The organism is uncultured Oscillibacter sp. (assembly GCF_910587525.1).
In the GTDB taxonomy this organism is placed as follows: domain Bacteria; phylum Bacillota; class Clostridia; order Oscillospirales; family Oscillospiraceae; genus Oscillibacter.
Genome location: NZ_CAJULS010000047.1, coordinates 1 through 15,830, shown reverse-complemented (window position 1 = coordinate 15,830; position 15,830 = coordinate 1). Strand labels below are relative to the sequence as shown.

Here is a 15,830-nt window from a genome sequence, read left to right as displayed (position 1 = left end):
GCCTGCTCCCCGAGCTGGACGAGAGCGAGGAGATCAACGCCTGCTCCATCCACGTTCCCGCGGTGGTGGACGGCCAGGAGCAGGACTGGCTTTTGATGTTCAAAAACGAGACCCACAACCACCCCACGGAGATCGAGCCCTTCGGCGGCGCGGCCACCTGCATCGGCGGGTGCATCCGGGACCCCCTCTCCGGCCGGGCCTACGTCCATCAGGCCATGCGCGTCACCGGCGCGGCGGACCCCCGGGCCCCCTTTGCCCAGACCCTGGAGGGCAAGCTCCCCCAGCGCAGGCTCTGCCAGACCGCCGCCGCAGGCTACTCCTCCTACGGCAACCAGATCGGCCTGGCCACCGGCCACGTGGCGGAGCTCTACCACCCCGGCTACGCCGCAAAGCGATTGGAGTGCGGCGCGGTGGCGGCCGCCGCCCCGGCGGCAAACGTGCGGCGGGAGCGCCCCCGGCCCGGGGACGTGGTAATCCTCCTGGGCGGCCGCACCGGCCGGGACGGCATCGGCGGAGCCACCGGCTCCTCCAAGAGCCACAACAAAAAATCCCTCCGGACCATGGCCAGCGAGGTCCAGAAGGGCAACGCCCCGGAGGAGCGGAAAATTCAGCGCCTCTTCCGGGACGGAGACGTGACCCGGCTCATCAAGCGGTGCAACGACTTCGGCGCGGGGGGCGTGTCTGTGGCCATCGGCGAGCTGGCGGACGGGCTGGAGATCGACCTGGACGCCGTGCGGAAGAAGTACGACGGCCTGGACGGCACAGAGCTTGCCATCTCCGAGAGCCAGGAGCGCATGGCGGTGGTGGTGGCCCCCGGGGACGCGGAGAAGTTCATCGCCGCCGCGGAAAAAGAGAACCTGGAGGCCTACCAGGTGGCCGTGGTGACGGCGGAGCCCCGCATGGTCATGCGCTGGCAGGGGAAAACCATTGTCAGCCTGAGCCGGGAGTTTCTGAACTCCAACGGCGCGGTGAAGCACGCTGCAGTCCAAGTGGAGCAAGGAGGCCGCGTGGACGGGTCCCGGTCCGCCTCCCTGCGGGAAATGGCCTCCAGTCTGAAATGCGCCTCCCGGCGGGGCTTGGTGGAGCGGTTCGATTCCACCATCGGCGCGGGGTCCGTCCTCATGCCCTTCGGCGGCAAAAATCAGGCCACTCCCGCCCAGGCCATGGCGGCGCTGCTGCCTGTCCTTCCCGGTCAGGAGACAGACCAGGCCAGCGTGATGGCCTGGGGCTGCGACCCGGAGTCCATGAGCGCAAACCCTTACAGGGGGGCCTATGACGCCGTGACTGTCTCCCTGGCAAAACTGGCGGCCTCCGGCGCGGATTATAAAGCCGCCTACCTGACCTTGCAGGAGTATTTTGAAAAGCTCCGCCAGGACCCCGCCCGCTGGGGCAAGCCCTTCGCCGCCCTCCTGGGGGCCATGGAGGCCCAGCTGGACTACGGCGCGGCGGCGATTGGCGGCAAGGACTCCATGTCCGGCTCCTTCCTGGAAATGGACGTTCCTCCAACGCTGATTTCCTTTGCCATCGCCCCCATCCAGGCCGGGGAGATCGTCACCCCGGAGTTTAAGGAAGCAGGACACGCCGTCTATCTCTTCGCAGGCGACGGCACCCCAGAAGGACAGAGAACCGCCTGGGAGGAATTTGAAGTCTTCCGGCAAAGCGGCCAGGTCAAAGCCGCCTGGGCGGTGGAACACAGCCTCGAAGAGGCCGTTATGAAGATGTCCTTCGGCAACCGCATAGGCTTTACCCTGACGGGCGGCGGGACATATTGGGGAAAGCCCCTGCCCGGCGCAATCGTGGCAGAGCTGAGCACGGACCCCGGAAATGAGTGGCACTGGTTCAAAATCGGCATGACTACGGCAGAACCCGCGATTACACTTGGTAATGATTCCGCCCCAATCGACGAACTGTTATCGCTAAACGAGGCTGTTCTGGCGGACGTGTATCCCACCCGGGCCGCCGTCTCCGGCGAGGCCCCGGCGCTGGAGGCCCCGGCGTTTCAGCGCGCGGCTCCCAAAGCCGGCATATCAAAACCCAGGGTTTTGATCCCCGTCTTCCCCGGCACCAACTGCGAGTACGACAGCGCCCGGCCGGTTCTGCGCTCCGGGCTGGAGGCGGAGACCGTGGTGGTCCGCAACCTGACGCCAGAGGCCCTCCTGTCCTCCGTCCGGGAGCTGGAGGCCGCCATCCGCCGCAGCCAGATCGTGTTCCTGCCCGGCGGCTTCTCCGGCGGCGACGAGCCCGACGGCTCCGCCAAGTTCATCGTCTCCCTCCTGCGCAATCCCCGGCTGACGGACGCCATTCACGACCTGCTCCAGAACCGGGACGGCCTGATGCTGGGCATCTGCAACGGCTTCCAGGCCCTTATCAAGCTGGGCCTCGTCCCCTTCGGCGAGATTCGGGACACGGACGAAACCTGTCCCACCCTGAGCTATAACGTGATCGGACGGCACCAGTCCAAAATCGTCCGCACCCGGATCGCCTCCAACCGCTCCCCCTGGCTGGCCAGGGTAAACGTGGGCGATGTGGTCAGCGTCCCCATTTCCCACGGCGAGGGCCGCTTCCTCTGCCCGCCGGAGCTGCTGCGAAAGCTGGCGGAAAACGGCCAGATCGCCACCCAGTACGCGGATCTCTCCGGCCTCCCCGCCATGGACCCGGACCACAACCCCAACGGCTCCGTGTGGGCCGTGGAGGGCGTCACCTCCCCCGACGGACGGGTTTTTGGCAAGATGGGCCACAGCGAGCGCGTCGGGGCGAACCTGTACAAAAACGTCCCCGGTGAATACGGCCTGCACCTCTTTGAGGCCGCCGGGGACTATTTCAGCCTGTGAGGAGGCGCTGCCATGAGCTTGGAACTGGCATACGCCTATGAGGAGCCGGAGGAGATCCGGTCCCTCTTTCAGGAGTACACGGAATTGCTGTTGGCAAACGAGCCGGCCTTTCGTCAGTACCTGGACCTCCAGCACTACGACCAGGAGACCGCCCACCCGGAGCGTAAGTACGGCCTGCCCGAGGGCCGTCTCTACCTGGCCCGGTGGGACGGCGCGGCGGCGGGCTGCGGCGCCCTGCGAAGCCTGGACAGCCGGCGGTGTGAATTAAAACGTCTTTACGTCCGCCCCGCCTTCCGGGGCCGCCGGATCGGGGAGGCTCTGCTGCGCCGCCTGCTGGAGGACGCCCGCGCCATGGGCTGCCGGGCCGTTCTGCTGGACACGCTTCCCTCCCTGGGCAGCGCCCTCCGTCTCTACCGCCGCTTTGGGTTTTACGACATTCCCCGCTACAACGACAGCCCCCTGGCGTCCACCATCTATCTGCAGCTGGACCTGTAAATCTCCCCACCGTCTGCGGGACCCCCGCGCTGTCTCTTAATCGGCTGCAGGGGCCGCCCTCTGGGCGGCCCCTGTATGGAAGAGCCCCATCCCCATAAACCGCTTTGAATTTTATTGAAAGAACGAGGTGTACTATGGCCTATTTCTTCTCCGAGCCCTCCCGCACCTTCTCCGAGTACCTGCTGGTCCCCGGATACTCCTCCTCAGAGTGCATCCCTGCCAACGTCTCTCTGAAAACTCCGGTAGTAAAGTTCAAAAAGGGGGAGGCGTGCCCCCTGACCATGAACGTGCCCATGGTCTCCGCCGTGATGCAGTCCGTCTCCGGCGAGAAGATGGGCATCGGCCTGGCCAAAGAGGGCGGCATCGCCTTCATCTTCGTCTCCCAGCCTGTGGAGCAGCAGGCGGAGATGGTCCGCAGGGTGAAAAACTACAAGGCGGGCTTCGTCTCCAGCGACTCCAATCTCCGCGCCAGCGACACGCTGGCGGACGTGCTGGCCCTGAAAGAGCGCACCGGCCACTCCACCATGGCCGTCACCGAGGACGGCACGGCGGAGGGCATGCTGGTGGGCCTGGTCACCAGCCGGGACTACCGGGTCAGCCGCATGGACCCCGCCACGCCGGTGACGGACTTCATGACGCCCTTCGAAAAGCTTATCTACGCCCCCGAGGGCACCAGTTTGAAGGAGGCCAACGACATCATCTGGGACCGCAAGCTCAACGCCCTGCCCATTGTGTCCGCAGACCGGCGGCTGGTAAGCTTCGTCTTCCGCAAGGACTACGACTCCCACAAGGGCAACCCCCTGGAGCTGCTGGACGCGCAAAAGCGCTATGTCGTCGGCGCGGGCATCAACACCCGGGACTACGCCGAGCGGGTTCCCGCCCTGGTGGAGGCCGGGGCGGACGTGCTGGTCATCGACTCCTCCGAGGGCTACAGCGAGTGGCAGTCCCGGACCCTGAAGTGGATTCGGAACCACTACGGCGACACCGTGAAGGTGGGCGCGGGCAACGTGGTGGACGGCGAGGGCTTCCGCTTTCTGGCGGACGCCGGGGCGGACTTCGTGAAAATCGGCATTGGCGGCGGCTCCATCTGCATCACCCGGGAGACCAAGGGCATCGGCCGGGGGCAGGCCACGGCGGTCATCGACGTGGCGGCCGCACGGGACAAGTATTTTGCCGAGACCGGCGTCTACGTCCCCATCTGCGCCGACGGCGGCATTGTCCAGGACTACCACATCACCCTGGCCCTGGCCATGGGAGCGGACTTCTGCATGCTGGGCCGGTACTTCTCCCGGTTTGACGAGAGCCCCACCAGCAAGATCCTCATCGGCGGCAGCTACATGAAGGAGTATTGGGGCGAGGGCAGCGCCCGGGCCCGGAACTGGCAGCGTTACGACCTGGGCGGCGCGTCCAAGCTCAGCTTTGAGGAGGGAGTGGACTCCTACGTCCCCTACGCCGGGGCACTGAGCGACGGCATGGCCACCACGCTGGCCAAAGTGCGCTCCACCATGTGCAACTGCGGCGCGCTGACCATCCCGGAGCTGCGGGAGAAGGCCAAGCTGACGCTTGTCAGCTCCGTCTCCATTGTGGAGGGCGGGGCCCATGACGTGCTTTTGAAGGATACCACCAACTCCGGAAATCGGAGTTAATCTCACAGCGGATGCCATGGAGTGCAGGGGATCGCCCTGACGGGCGGGGAGGATATCAGCCATGGGGATGGCTGATCCAATGCACACGCGGTCTTGAACATCCATTTGTAGAGGTTCACCACGTCAACCTCCAGCGCATTTTGCCAAGTAGGTTTTTCAGCTTAAGCGAAGAAAGGCCCAGTGAAAATTCACTGGGCCTTGAAGCAGCAAAAGGGAAGGATCTCACCGCTTTTGTCCACTTCGGCCCGGCTGAAATCCACCGTACAGCTATCCAGCTTCAAAACGGCTGCGTCCTCTTTGTAGCACCGGCGCAGAACGGCGTAAACCCGCAGCAGAAATTCCTGGGGCAGAAAGGGCTTTGCGATATAATCGTCCGCTCCAAGGCCCAGCCCCGCCAGCTTGTCCGCCGCCTCGTCACGGGCCGTCAGAAAAATCACGGGAATATCCGTCCATGTGCGTATCTGCTCCATCAGAGTAAAGCCGTCGCCGTCCGGGAGGCACACGTCCAAAATCGCCAGATCAGGCTTTCCCGCTTTGGCGGCGGAAATTCCTTCTTTCATGTTGGCGGCGGTTACAAGGCGTTGAAATCCCTCGTCCGCTAAAATAGCCGATCCCATTTTTAAAAGCTCCGGCTCGTCATCGGCCAGCAGGCGCTTTTTGCTGTGTAAAAATGAATGGTCCATTGTGACGCCTCTTGACAAATTATGTTTTTCTGAGATGTTGCCCTTATATTTTGGACGAAATCTATATTGCAATATTGCCTCAACAAGCTCTGTTGTTGCCTTCTCCTGGTCCGCTCTAATATATACATTTATTCTATGAAGATTGTTCAGCATACTCCAGATGAAACCGCCCTGCTCCAGATACCATGGTAAGGATATACGCCGTGGAATCCCTGCTGCGCTGCAAACAGAAAATAGGCCAGACAGCAAGCCGCCAGCAAGCCGGTCCATATTTTGGCGCAGCGCCGCCAGCCGACGGCACAGACAGCCTCCGGCAGCGCCAGGACGGAAAAAAAGGCGGTATAGATGGAGAAGCGTTCCAGAATAAAGTGCCGGGTGATAAAGGCCTGAATCAGCAGGCTGTAAAACGCGCTGTTGGCCAATACCGGGGAAGCGGAGGAATCCCGGGCCGCCTGCCGGATGAGGGGCAGCGTGAAGAAATAGCATCCCACCGGTGCCAGGAGATAGACTGCGCTGTTGCTTTGCCAGTATCTTTCCCCGGGATAGGAACGATATACTGGCAGGACAGCAAGAAGCATCTGGAGCAGCGGATCAACAAAGAGATAAGCCAGCCCAGCTATGACAGCTGCAGCTGCGTAATGGCGTACGGAAACCCGCAGATTCAGCAGAAAATAGAATGGGAGCATAAACAGGGCCGACTGGTGAAAGCAAAATGCCAGAAGCACCACCCCGCAAAACGGCAGGAACCTGCGCTGCCGCAGGAACGGGTATGTCCAAAGGACTATGGCGGCGGCAGTGGACTGGCGCAGCAGGTTCATACTCATGGCGAAATACTGGAGTGTTACGAAGAGGTATACACTCAGCCAGGGCATGGAGGAGTAACGCCCAATCCAAAGGAGAACCAGTACGGTGAACAGCAGGTGGATCAAAAACAAGAAGGTACGGTAATTGCCGCCCAAAAGGGCTGCCGCCCAATTCAAAAGGACATATCCTGGCTCGCGTGCTGTCAGACAGGACAGGCCCCTGGCTGCAATTCTCTGAAAGGCTGCTTCGTAAGAACGATAGTCAAAGCCGGTAACATATCGAAGTGAGGCCAGAAGCCAGCAGGCCAGGCCAAAAGCCAGCAGAAATTTGCGCCGGTATTCCGGCCTTCCGGACAGCAGCGGTCCGCCGGCCAGTCCAGCAGCAATCAACGCGAAATATGGCAGCATCTTTCTCTCTCCTTACATACCCACAGTATAAAAATTGATTCACAAATCAGATATGCGCCTTGCGCTTTAAGTGCGGGATTTTTATTGAATCGGGCAGTAATTTTGTAGAACCAAGACGAGTTTCATCGCAGAGGATGGCTGACGGCCGGAAGAGGAACCTTCCGGCCGTCTATCCATAATTGCAGATACAGGCATAGATGGAATGTACCTTTTCCCGGAAGCCGGGAAAGTGTTCATGCTTTGCTCACAACGAAGATGGGAGTGACCGTAAAGGAGCTATCCTCCGGAACGGCAGCGCCCAGGGTGCCCACGACGTAGAGTGTGGAACTGCCATAGGGGTTCAGGCTGGTCAGGGTCAGATATTGCGGTGCATTTGCCTGAAGCCACTTGGTCTGACTCAGGGTAGTAGGCAGCTGGTTGGCCAGGATTTCCGGCTGGAACCCGATGGCAATCTGGTTTTCGCCCACATTCTGCCCGTCGCTCCATGTGGTCCCCTTGAGACCGCTCAGATTTACGGTGGTGTAAGCCACATCTATGTTCACGGAAACTCCGGAATGGCTGGTAACCGTAACGCGGGGAGAGATCACTTTATTTTCGCCCTCCACGGAACGGCTGATGTGGAAGGGGACATAAGAGGGCACTGTGACCGACATGACGGTAGGTTCGATCTCTCCCACCATCAGCACTTCACTGGAAGAGCCGAGAGGGAGGTCCTTGTCCTGATAAGAACCTGCCGCAAAAGCGTTAGCCGCAAACAGGACGGCCGCCAGGACGACGGCCAAAAAACTGAAGAATCTTTTCTGTTTCATCGTAATTTCCTTTCTGCCGCTGCCTGTATCCGCAAAAAATGGCAAAGGAACCGCGTTAAAATTCGCCGGTGCTGCGGTCTAGAGCAGTTTCCAGAAATAATGAGAAAAAAGGAAGCCAAAACAGGGAAGGCAGAGCAAAGCGGAGGACGCGGGCGGGCTGACGCCCGTCAAGGACGGCAGCGCGGCTGTCGCTTCCCGGGCCGCTGAACTTTCCTCAGTATTTTGGGGAATTGCTCTAAGAGTATGAACCGCGGCAGACTTCACGGCAGATGTGGAGCCTGAAACCCTGCGATTTTTTCTTGCGCCAAAAACGCTGACGCTGAAAATTTGCCAATTTTCAAATGGGGCCTAACTGAGGACGGAAAGCGTGAGGTCTGCCCCCACCTGGCCAATGTAGGAGTGGTCGGATTCGCGGTACGCCTTGAAATAGGCGGTGGCCTCATAGCTGCCTGGCTCCAACAGCTTGTCCAGCCGGGTGTTTTCGATATAGGAGCCTGCGGGAAGGGCCTTGGACTGGTAGATCAGTTCCTGTGTGTCATTTATGTAAATTTCTACTACCAAAAGTTTTGCATTATTGGCCGGGTTTTCCAGCATCAGGTTTCCCTCGGCTCCACCCGTCTCAAAAACCGGGCTGGTATTGATGGAAAAAGAAATCATGCTCTCATCCAGCAGCTGCTGAAGTTCCGCCTGCCTCTGCGCAAGATCGACGCCCGGAAGGACACCCATGGTGGCATTATCTGCCAACTCCAGTGAATCGCCAAGATTCCGGTTTGCAAAAAAAACGATGGCTGCCGCTAAAAGCGCACAGACTGCGCAGGCGGGCAGAAGCCGCTTTTTCCATTTGGACTGAACGGCCGTTTTCATAACGATAACCCCTTTCTCTTTTTTCGTCCGGTTCCGACATTACTATACCGCGCAGCGCTTGTCAGAATTTGTCATTTTTTGTAGAAAAACCGCAAAAATTTTTAGCGGCCTTCTGCGCAGAGTGCGGGCAGAAGGATACATCTTTCTTCCCTGCTATGCTCCTATGACACTCAGCGGCGTTGTCTTGCATGTCTCATCGAAAGGCCGCATTTTATTCAAAAAACAAGTCCGGACACCGCAGATTCTCTGCCCGCGGCGTCTGGACTTTTCCGGAATCTCAGGATCTGATTTTTCAATGTATGGACTGAAAACTCCTTCGCGCATCAGGGATAAACCGGGTGTTCCGGCACTATGAAGCAGGACAAGCTGTACTATTTTTTTTAAGAGAACGTCTCAGGCGGAAATGTGGAAAAGGGAATGCTTGCATGAAAGGCGGTGTCATGGTATGATTATTCTATTCAATTCCGCCGGAAGCGGCGATTCAGGGGAGGAACTATTTATGAAAGACGAAAAGACCCTGGCATACATCAATCTTTTCGCAATCCTGGGGGCTCTGCCCTATCTCTGCGACCTGGACAGGAAGTCCGCTCAGCTGATCGAAAACGCCAACGTCTCTGTCGGCTTTGCCGTAAAAGGCGGCCCCTCTGCCACGCTCTTCTTTGGCAGCGGCCGGTGCCGCATGGTCCCCGGCACAGATCGCTGTCAGGTGAAGCTTCCCTTCTCTTCCTGTAAGAAGTTCAACGGCCTCATCGACGGAACCGTAACCCCCATCCCCACCAAGGGAATCACCAAGGCGGGCTTCCTCACAGGGCCCTTTACAAAGCTGACGGACCGGCTGACCACATTCCTGCGGCCCGCTCCCGGCGCCCTGGACGATCCGGAGTTCTTCCGGATCTCCACTACGCTGATGTTCCACGTCATCGCCGAAGCCGCCGCCCAGATCGCAAACGAAGATCCCATTGGACAGTGCTCCGCCGCCGGCATTGTGGACGGTACGGCCAAGCTCTCCATTCAAAACGGCCCCGGCGCGGCGCTGTGCTGCCGGAATCACAAGCTGCTCGCAGTCCACCGCGCCCCGGAGGAGTTTTTGTCCTACATGGAGTTTCAGGATATGCACGTGGCCCGGGATCTCTTTGATGGTGTCATCAACGCCATCGCCGCTGTGGGGTTGGGACAGGTCCGCATTGGCGGCATGATCTCCCAGATTGACAACATCAACCGTATTTTAGACCGGGTAGCGGTCTATCTCGCGTAAGGAGGGACGAACAATGAACATCAACGACTATTCCAAAAGCCGGGAGGCCTATCTCCGGGCCTGTAAAGTAATTCCCTCCGGCATCTACGGCCACCAGGGCCCCGCCGAGGGCTGCTACACACCTGTGGAGGCCTGGCCCCTGTTCTCCCAGCGGGCCAAAGGGACCTATTTCTGGGACCTGGACGGCAACCGCATGATCGACTATATGTGCGGCTACGGCCCCAACATTCTGGGCTACGGCGACCCGGATGTGGACGCCGCGGCGGCGGCGCAGCGGGAGCTGGAGGACTGCGTGACGGTTCCCTCCACCAAGATGATCGAGTTTGCCGAGCTGCTGGTGGATACCGTGGCCAGCGCGGACTGGGCCTTCTTTGCCAAAAACGGCGGCGACGTGACTACCCTGGCCATTATGACCGCCCGGGCTCACACCCGCCGGAAGAAAATCGTCTTTTTCAAAGGTTATTACCACGGCGTGGACGCATGGGCCCAAAAGAAGGACTACTCCGGCATCCTGGAAGAGGATGTGATGCACAACCTCTATGCGGACTGGAACGACGCCGACGCCCTGGGAGAACTGTTCGACCGCTACAAGGGCGAAATCGCCGCCGTCATCAGCCAGCCATACATGCACGGAAACTTTGCGGATAATGAACTGCCTGCCGAGGGCTTCTGGCAGAGGGTCCGCAAGCTCTGCGATGACAACGGCAGCCTGCTGATTATCGACGATGTGCGGGCCGGGTTCCGGCTGGATCTCCAGGGCAGCGACCACTTCTTCGGCTTCAAGGCGGATCTGATCTGCTTCTGCAAAGCCCTGGCCAACGGCTACAACGTCTCCGCCCTCTGCGGCAGAGAGTTTTTGAAGGGCACCGTCTCCGGCATCAGCTACACCGGCAGCTACTGGCTCTCCGCAGTCCCCTTCGCCGCCGGCATCGCCTGCATCGAGAAGATGAAACGGCTGGATCTGCCAAAGCTCCTGGACGAGAAGGGCCGGAAGCTGGGCGCGGGCCTCCGGGCCGCGGGGGAGAAATACGGCTTTGACCTGCATGTCTCCGGTATGCCCAGCCTCTTTTACCTGCGGCTTGCGGACGACCCCAGCCTGATGCTCCATCAGGAGTGGATCGCCGAGTGCGTGAAGCGGGGCGTATTCTTCACAACGCACCACAATCACTTCCTGAACTATGCCCTGTCCGATGAGGACATCGCCCAGACCGTTGCCGCGGCGGACGAGGCCTTTGCCGTACTCCGGGACCGCCACCCACAGTAAATCAATCTGCACGCAGGAGGCCGGACCGCCGCGGCGGTCCGGCCCGTTCCTCTGTAAAATACGTGATTGGAAGCAATCAAGGCAGTATCGTCACAAACGCGGAAACCGCCACAGGCTCCAAAAGGCCGCGGTGGCGGCAGAACAAACAAAAAGAACAGTGAGGTAATCCATGAACCAGAGAGAAGTCAGTGAACTGCGCCGCCGCTGGCGGCCGGAAAAGAGCGCCGCCGGCCGAATCTACGGCTGCTTTGTCAACAGCGGCAGGCAGATCGTCTCCGACTTGGAGGAGTCTTTGGGCCTCATGACCCAGGAGGAGGCGGAAACATATCTGGAGCTTTTGAAAAAGACCCTGTCCGGGACCCTGGGCAAAAATTTGATCGACATTGTATTTTCCACCCGGCAGGTGGCGGACAGTGAGGAACACCGCCTCCTCTCCGACCTGCGCTCCAGCGGGCTGAAGGACCGCCAGATCCGAAACGCCTTTTATCAAAAGGTGATTGACAGCCTGGATATGAACGGCGAGAACTATCTCATCCTGATGGCCTGCGACGCATATGACATCCCCCACCGGAGCAAAGACGACGAACTCCAGCCTGACGCCTCCGACGAGGTGTTCACCTATTTTCTCTGCTGTGTCTGCCCGGTCAAGGCTGGCAGGGCAGCTCTGGGCTATTTCCCCGGCGATAACGAATTTCACTACACCGCCGGACAGGTGGTATCCCCTCCGGAGCTCGGGTTTTTGTTCCCGGCCTTTGACAACCGGTCAGCCAACATCTACAACGCTCTGTTCTACTCCCGCAAGCCGGACGAGCTCCACCAGGAGTTTATCGACGCGGTGTTTCATACGGAACCGCCCATGTCCTCCGGGGAACAGCGGGAGGCGTTTCAGGAGGCGCTGTCTCAGGCGCTGGAGGAAGTGTGCAGCGTGGACGTAGCCCGGACAGTCCACGAGCGGCTGGCAGAGCGTATTGTCCGGCACAAGGAGACCAGGGACCCGGAGCCGCTGGCCGTAACCGCAGGGGACATCGGCACCATTCTCCAGGACTGCGGCGTTTCGGAGGAGCGGGTGGACGCATTCCGGGAAAACTACGATGAGAAGTTCGGTGAAAACACGGCCCTGAGCCCCGCCAATCTGATCGACGCCGGAAAGTTCCAGCTCCGAACCTCCCTGGCCACCGTGTCCGTGGACCCGGAGTGCAGTTATCTGGTGGAAACCAGGGTTATCGACGGCAGGAAGTACATTTTGATTCCCGCTGAGGAGGATATGGAGATCAATGGACTTCCCGTTCGGTTCGCGGCAGAGCAAGAACAGTGAAACTCCCTGCGCAGTATAGTTGAAGCACTTGAAAATCCGCAAGTTGCGGATTTTCAAGTGCTTCAACTATGAAGTCAAACACACGCCCGCTTATACGGGCTCTGGCGGCAGTTTTACTGCCGCCAGGTTGAAAAGAATCATTCTGATTCTTTTCAAGTGTGCTGACTATAATCCCGCCTTTTGAGGCTCAGACAAATACCGCCTGTACCAGCAGCATATACAGCGCCGTTCCCCCGACGATGGACAGCAGCACGTTTCCCCACCGGCGGTAGAGCAGGACCACGGCCAAAACCGCCAGAACTTCCGGCGCGCCGTGGGGCGGGGCTGTCCATACCGCGCCCTTGAGGCAGTAGACCACCAGCAGGCCCATCATGGCCGCCGGCAGCAGGCGGCCCAGGTCCGTCACCATCCGCGGGGGCTCTCTGTCCTCCGGGAACAGCAGAAAGGGCAGCCAGCGGGTCAGCTGGGTCCCGGCGGCCACCGCCAGGATGATGCCCAGTGTTTGTGTCGGTGTCAGGTACACAGCCGCTTCCTCCCTCCCAGCAGTAAGAGCAAAACCAGGACCATGGCGGGGATCACCATATTCTCCGCCCCAAATACCGCCAGGCTGACGGCGGCACAGATCACGCCGATGATCCCGGCGGGGCGGTTCTCCCGTTTTTTCCACTGCTCCAGAAACAGCACCACAAACAGCGCCGTCAGGGCGAAGTCCATGCCCGTGGTATGAAATGTGATGAAATTCCCCAGCAGACCCCCGGCGGCAGTACCCGCCACCCAATAAGTATAGTCCAGCAGGGAGATGTAGAGATAATACCGCTTCCGGTCAGCCTCCGGCGGCGGTTCCAGGGAGGAGACCAGGGAGAAGGTCTCGTCGCACAGGGTGTAGATCAAAACAGCCCGAATCTTTCCAAGGCCCTTGTACCGGTCCAGCAGAGCCAGCCCATAGAACATATGCCGGGCATTGACCATGATGGACAGCAGGAACGCCTGGAAAGGGTCGAAGGCGGTGGTCAGCAGGGTGATGGCCACAAACTGCATGCTGCCTCCAAAGGCCACGGCGCTCATCAGTGTGGACCACAGGGGACCATATCCTTTGGACTGCATCAGTACGCCATAGGCCAGCCCCAGACAGAGAAAGCCCGTCATCACGGGGATTGTGGCCGGGAAGGCCGCCCGCAGAGCGGCACGGCGGGGAGTGAGGTTTTTCATGATGGCTCCTGAAAATGTGAGATGTTCTGTTTTTGACGTTTAGAGCAGTTCCCAGAAATCATGAGAAAAAAGGAAGCGGGAACGGGGAATGCAGAGCAAGGCGGAGAACGCGGCTGTGCGTTTCCCGAACCGCTGAGCTTTTCTCAGTATTTTGGGGAATTGCTCTAGGCGGTTGTTCTGTTTTGACCGTTCTGTCCGCCCGCAAAAGACGCTTTCCCCGCCCTGGGGCGGGGAAAGCGTCTTTTGCTTACCTTCCTAAGCCGCGCTTGCGGCGGCTCCGCAGGGGCCCTGCACCCCGCCGCCTTGTGAAAAAGGCGGACGAAAACTTTGAGCTGCTGTTACATCTTTTCGGGGGCTTCTACGCCGATGAGCAGCAAGCCGTTCCGCAGCACAATACGGGCGTCGTCCGCCAGCTTCAGCCGGGCCGCCTGGACCTCCGGCGCCTCTCCTTTGATCCGGCAGGCGGTGTAGAACCGGTGGAAACACCCCGCCAGCTCCTGAAGACAGCGGTTGATGTGGCTGGGGTCATAGCTCCGGGCGGAGAGCTTGATCTCCTCGCAGAACTGGGCCATCTGCTTCATCAGAGCCTTCTCCGTCTCCCCCGTCAGCAGGGACATGTCCACGTCCCGCTGGGCGGGAACCGTCACGCCCTCCTCCTTCATTGCCCGCAGCAGCGAGCAGATGCGGGCGTGGGCGTACTCCACGTAGTAGATGGGGTTCTCGGAATCCTCCCGCACGGCAAGGCCCAGATCGAACTCCATCTGGGTGTCCGGCTTGGCGTTGAAGAACCACCGGGCGGCATCCACAGGGATCTCGTCCAGCAGGTCGGAGAGGCTGATGGCCTTGCCGGTGCGCTTGCTCATGCGCACCACATCGCCGTCCCGCAGCAGCTTCACCAGCTGCATCAGCACGATATCCAGCTTCTCCGTGCCGCCCAGGCCCAGGGCGTCCAGCGAGCCTTTCAGCCGGGCCACGTGGCCGTGGTGGTCCGCGCCCCAGATGTTGATCACCCGGTCAAAGCCCCGGACGGCGAACTTGTTGCGGTGGTAGGCGATGTCGGCGGCGAAGTAGGTGTAGAACCCGTTGGCCCGGCGGAGCACGTCGTCCTTCAAATCCAGCTTCTCCACGTCCTTTTCCTTTTTCCCCGCTTTCAGCAGGTTCTCCCGGATGATGTCCGCGGTTTTCAGCCACAGGGCCCCCTCTTTTTCATAGGTATAGCCCCGCTCCGCCAGCAGCTTCACAGTCTCCGCCACATAGCCGCTGTCGTGGAGGGTGGACTCGTAGAACCAGTTGTCGTACTCGATCTTGTACCGCCGCAGGTCGCTTTTCATCTTGGGCAGGTTCACGGAGAGGCCATATTGGGCCAGGGTCTCCTGCCGCTCCGCCTCCGGGGCCTGGGCCAGCTTGTTCCCGTTTTGCTCATAGTACGCCCGGGCCAGGTCTTTAATGTCGTCCCCCTGATAGCCGTCCTCCGGGAAGGGCACCGCGTCCTCCCCCCGGATGATCTGGAGATACCGGGCCTCGATGGAGTGGGCGAACTTGTCGATCTGGTGTCCGGCGTCGTTGACGTAGAACTCCCGGCTGACCTCCGCCCCGCAGGCGGAGAGCACGGAGGCCAGGGTGTCCCCCAGCACGCCGCCCCGGGCGTTGCCCATGTGCATGGGGCCGGTGGGATTGGCGGAGACGAACTCCACCATAATCTTCTGCCCTTTCAGGCTGTCGTTGGTGCCGTAGTCCGGCCCCTCGCTCTCCACGGCGGCGCAGATGCCCTCATACCAGCCGTCATTGAGACGAAAATTCAAAAAACCCGGGCCGGCAATCTCGGCGGAGGCGAAGTACGTGCCCGTCAAGTCCATGTGGTCCAGCAGGGCCTGCGCGATGTCCCGGGGCCCCTTGTGCAGCGCCTTGGCAGCCGCCAGGGCGAAGGTGGTGGTGAAATCGCCGTTGGCGGCGTCCTTGGGAATCTCCACCGGAGCGGTCTTTACCTCCGCCTGGGGCAGCGTCCCGTCCGCCACCGCCGCCTGATAGGCGGACATCGCCAGCGCCGCCGCCTGGTCTTTCGCGTTTTGAATCATGTTAATCATATTGGATATACCTCTTTCATTGGTATGGTTTTTATACTGTCCGCCTACCGCCGCCGGACGCGGATCTTGAAGCAGTTCCGCCCCGTCACCGTGTGCTCCACGGCGATGGAGTAGCGGATCTCCATCACCCCGCCCCGGTCCGTGAGGTTGTGCCGCAGACAGAT

General features: G+C 60.3%; 12 protein-coding genes and 1 pseudogene. 6 read left to right on the top strand and 7 right to left on the bottom strand.

Translation table 11 applies throughout. The features are described from left to right. The 3 genes from QZ326_RS06105 to QZ326_RS06095 all read left to right on the top strand — a co-directional run. The coding region (locus tag QZ326_RS06105) for a phosphoribosylformylglycinamidine synthase (protein WP_295742637.1) at nucleotides 1–2,831 on the top strand (2,831 nt) is incomplete at its 5' end. A 12-nt stretch (nucleotides 2,832–2,843) separates the two neighbouring features. After that, complete coding sequence (locus QZ326_RS06100) at nucleotides 2,844–3,326, top strand: GNAT family N-acetyltransferase (protein ID WP_295742634.1); 483 nt, start codon at nucleotides 2,844–2,846, stop codon at nucleotides 3,324–3,326. 134 nt (nucleotides 3,327–3,460) lie between these two features. Beyond that, nucleotides 3,461–4,972: an IMP dehydrogenase gene (locus QZ326_RS06095; protein WP_295742631.1), complete on the top strand. Its 1,512-nt coding sequence runs from the start codon at nucleotides 3,461–3,463 to the stop codon at nucleotides 4,970–4,972. A 215-nt stretch (nucleotides 4,973–5,187) separates the two neighbouring features. Here QZ326_RS06095 and QZ326_RS06090 read toward each other — a convergent pair. The 4 genes and pseudogenes from QZ326_RS06090 to QZ326_RS06075 all read right to left on the bottom strand — a co-directional run. Beyond that, a pseudogene (locus tag QZ326_RS06090) lies at nucleotides 5,188–5,655 on the bottom strand (response regulator transcription factor); the annotation flags it as partial. A gap of 146 nt (nucleotides 5,656–5,801) precedes the next feature. Further along, nucleotides 5,802–6,866, bottom strand: a complete 1,065-nt coding sequence (locus QZ326_RS06085; protein WP_295742628.1) for an EpsG family protein — start codon at nucleotides 6,864–6,866, stop codon at nucleotides 5,802–5,804. 233 nt (nucleotides 6,867–7,099) lie between these two features. Then, nucleotides 7,100–7,675, bottom strand: a complete 576-nt coding sequence (locus QZ326_RS06080) for a hypothetical protein (protein WP_295742625.1) — start codon at nucleotides 7,673–7,675, stop codon at nucleotides 7,100–7,102. 348 nt (nucleotides 7,676–8,023) lie between these two features. After that, nucleotides 8,024–8,539 (bottom strand): hypothetical protein, encoded by a 516-nt coding sequence (locus tag QZ326_RS06075; protein WP_295742622.1) that lies wholly within the window; start codon nucleotides 8,537–8,539, stop codon nucleotides 8,024–8,026. 499 nt (nucleotides 8,540–9,038) lie between these two features. Here QZ326_RS06075 and QZ326_RS06070 point away from each other — a divergent pair, with 499 nt between their 5' ends. The 3 genes from QZ326_RS06070 to QZ326_RS06060 all read left to right on the top strand — a co-directional run bounded on the left by QZ326_RS06070 (nucleotide 9,039) and on the right by QZ326_RS06060 (nucleotide 12,373). After that, a complete protein-coding gene (locus QZ326_RS06070; RefSeq protein ID WP_295742620.1) occupies nucleotides 9,039–9,794 on the top strand; it encodes a hypothetical protein in 756 nt (251 codons plus the stop codon). Nucleotides 9,795–9,807: 13 nt separating this feature from the next. Continuing rightward, complete coding sequence (locus QZ326_RS06065; protein WP_295742618.1) at nucleotides 9,808–11,058, top strand: aminotransferase class III-fold pyridoxal phosphate-dependent enzyme; 1,251 nt, start codon at nucleotides 9,808–9,810, stop codon at nucleotides 11,056–11,058. A gap of 169 nt (nucleotides 11,059–11,227) precedes the next feature. Next, a complete protein-coding gene (locus tag QZ326_RS06060) occupies nucleotides 11,228–12,373 on the top strand; it encodes a DUF4317 domain-containing protein (RefSeq protein ID WP_295742616.1) in 1,146 nt (381 codons plus the stop codon). Between the two features lie 187 nt (nucleotides 12,374–12,560). Here the strand turns inward: QZ326_RS06060 and QZ326_RS06055 are convergent, their stop codons facing one another. From QZ326_RS06055 to argS, 3 genes are all read right to left on the bottom strand, one after another. Beyond that, entirely contained in the window at nucleotides 12,561–12,896 is a 336-nt protein-coding gene (locus tag QZ326_RS06055; RefSeq protein WP_295742613.1) for a branched-chain amino acid transporter permease, read from the bottom strand. Next, on the bottom strand, nucleotides 12,887–13,582 hold the full coding sequence (locus QZ326_RS06050; protein WP_295742610.1) for an AzlC family ABC transporter permease: 696 nt from the start codon (nucleotides 13,580–13,582) through the stop codon (nucleotides 12,887–12,889). The genes QZ326_RS06055 and QZ326_RS06050 overlap by 10 nt, the downstream gene beginning before the upstream one ends. Nucleotides 13,583–13,920: 338 nt before the next feature. Beyond that, on the bottom strand, nucleotides 13,921–15,666 hold the full coding sequence (argS, locus tag QZ326_RS06045; RefSeq protein WP_295742607.1) for an arginine--tRNA ligase: 1,746 nt from the start codon (nucleotides 15,664–15,666) through the stop codon (nucleotides 13,921–13,923). Nucleotides 15,667–15,830: the final 164 nt, after the last annotated feature.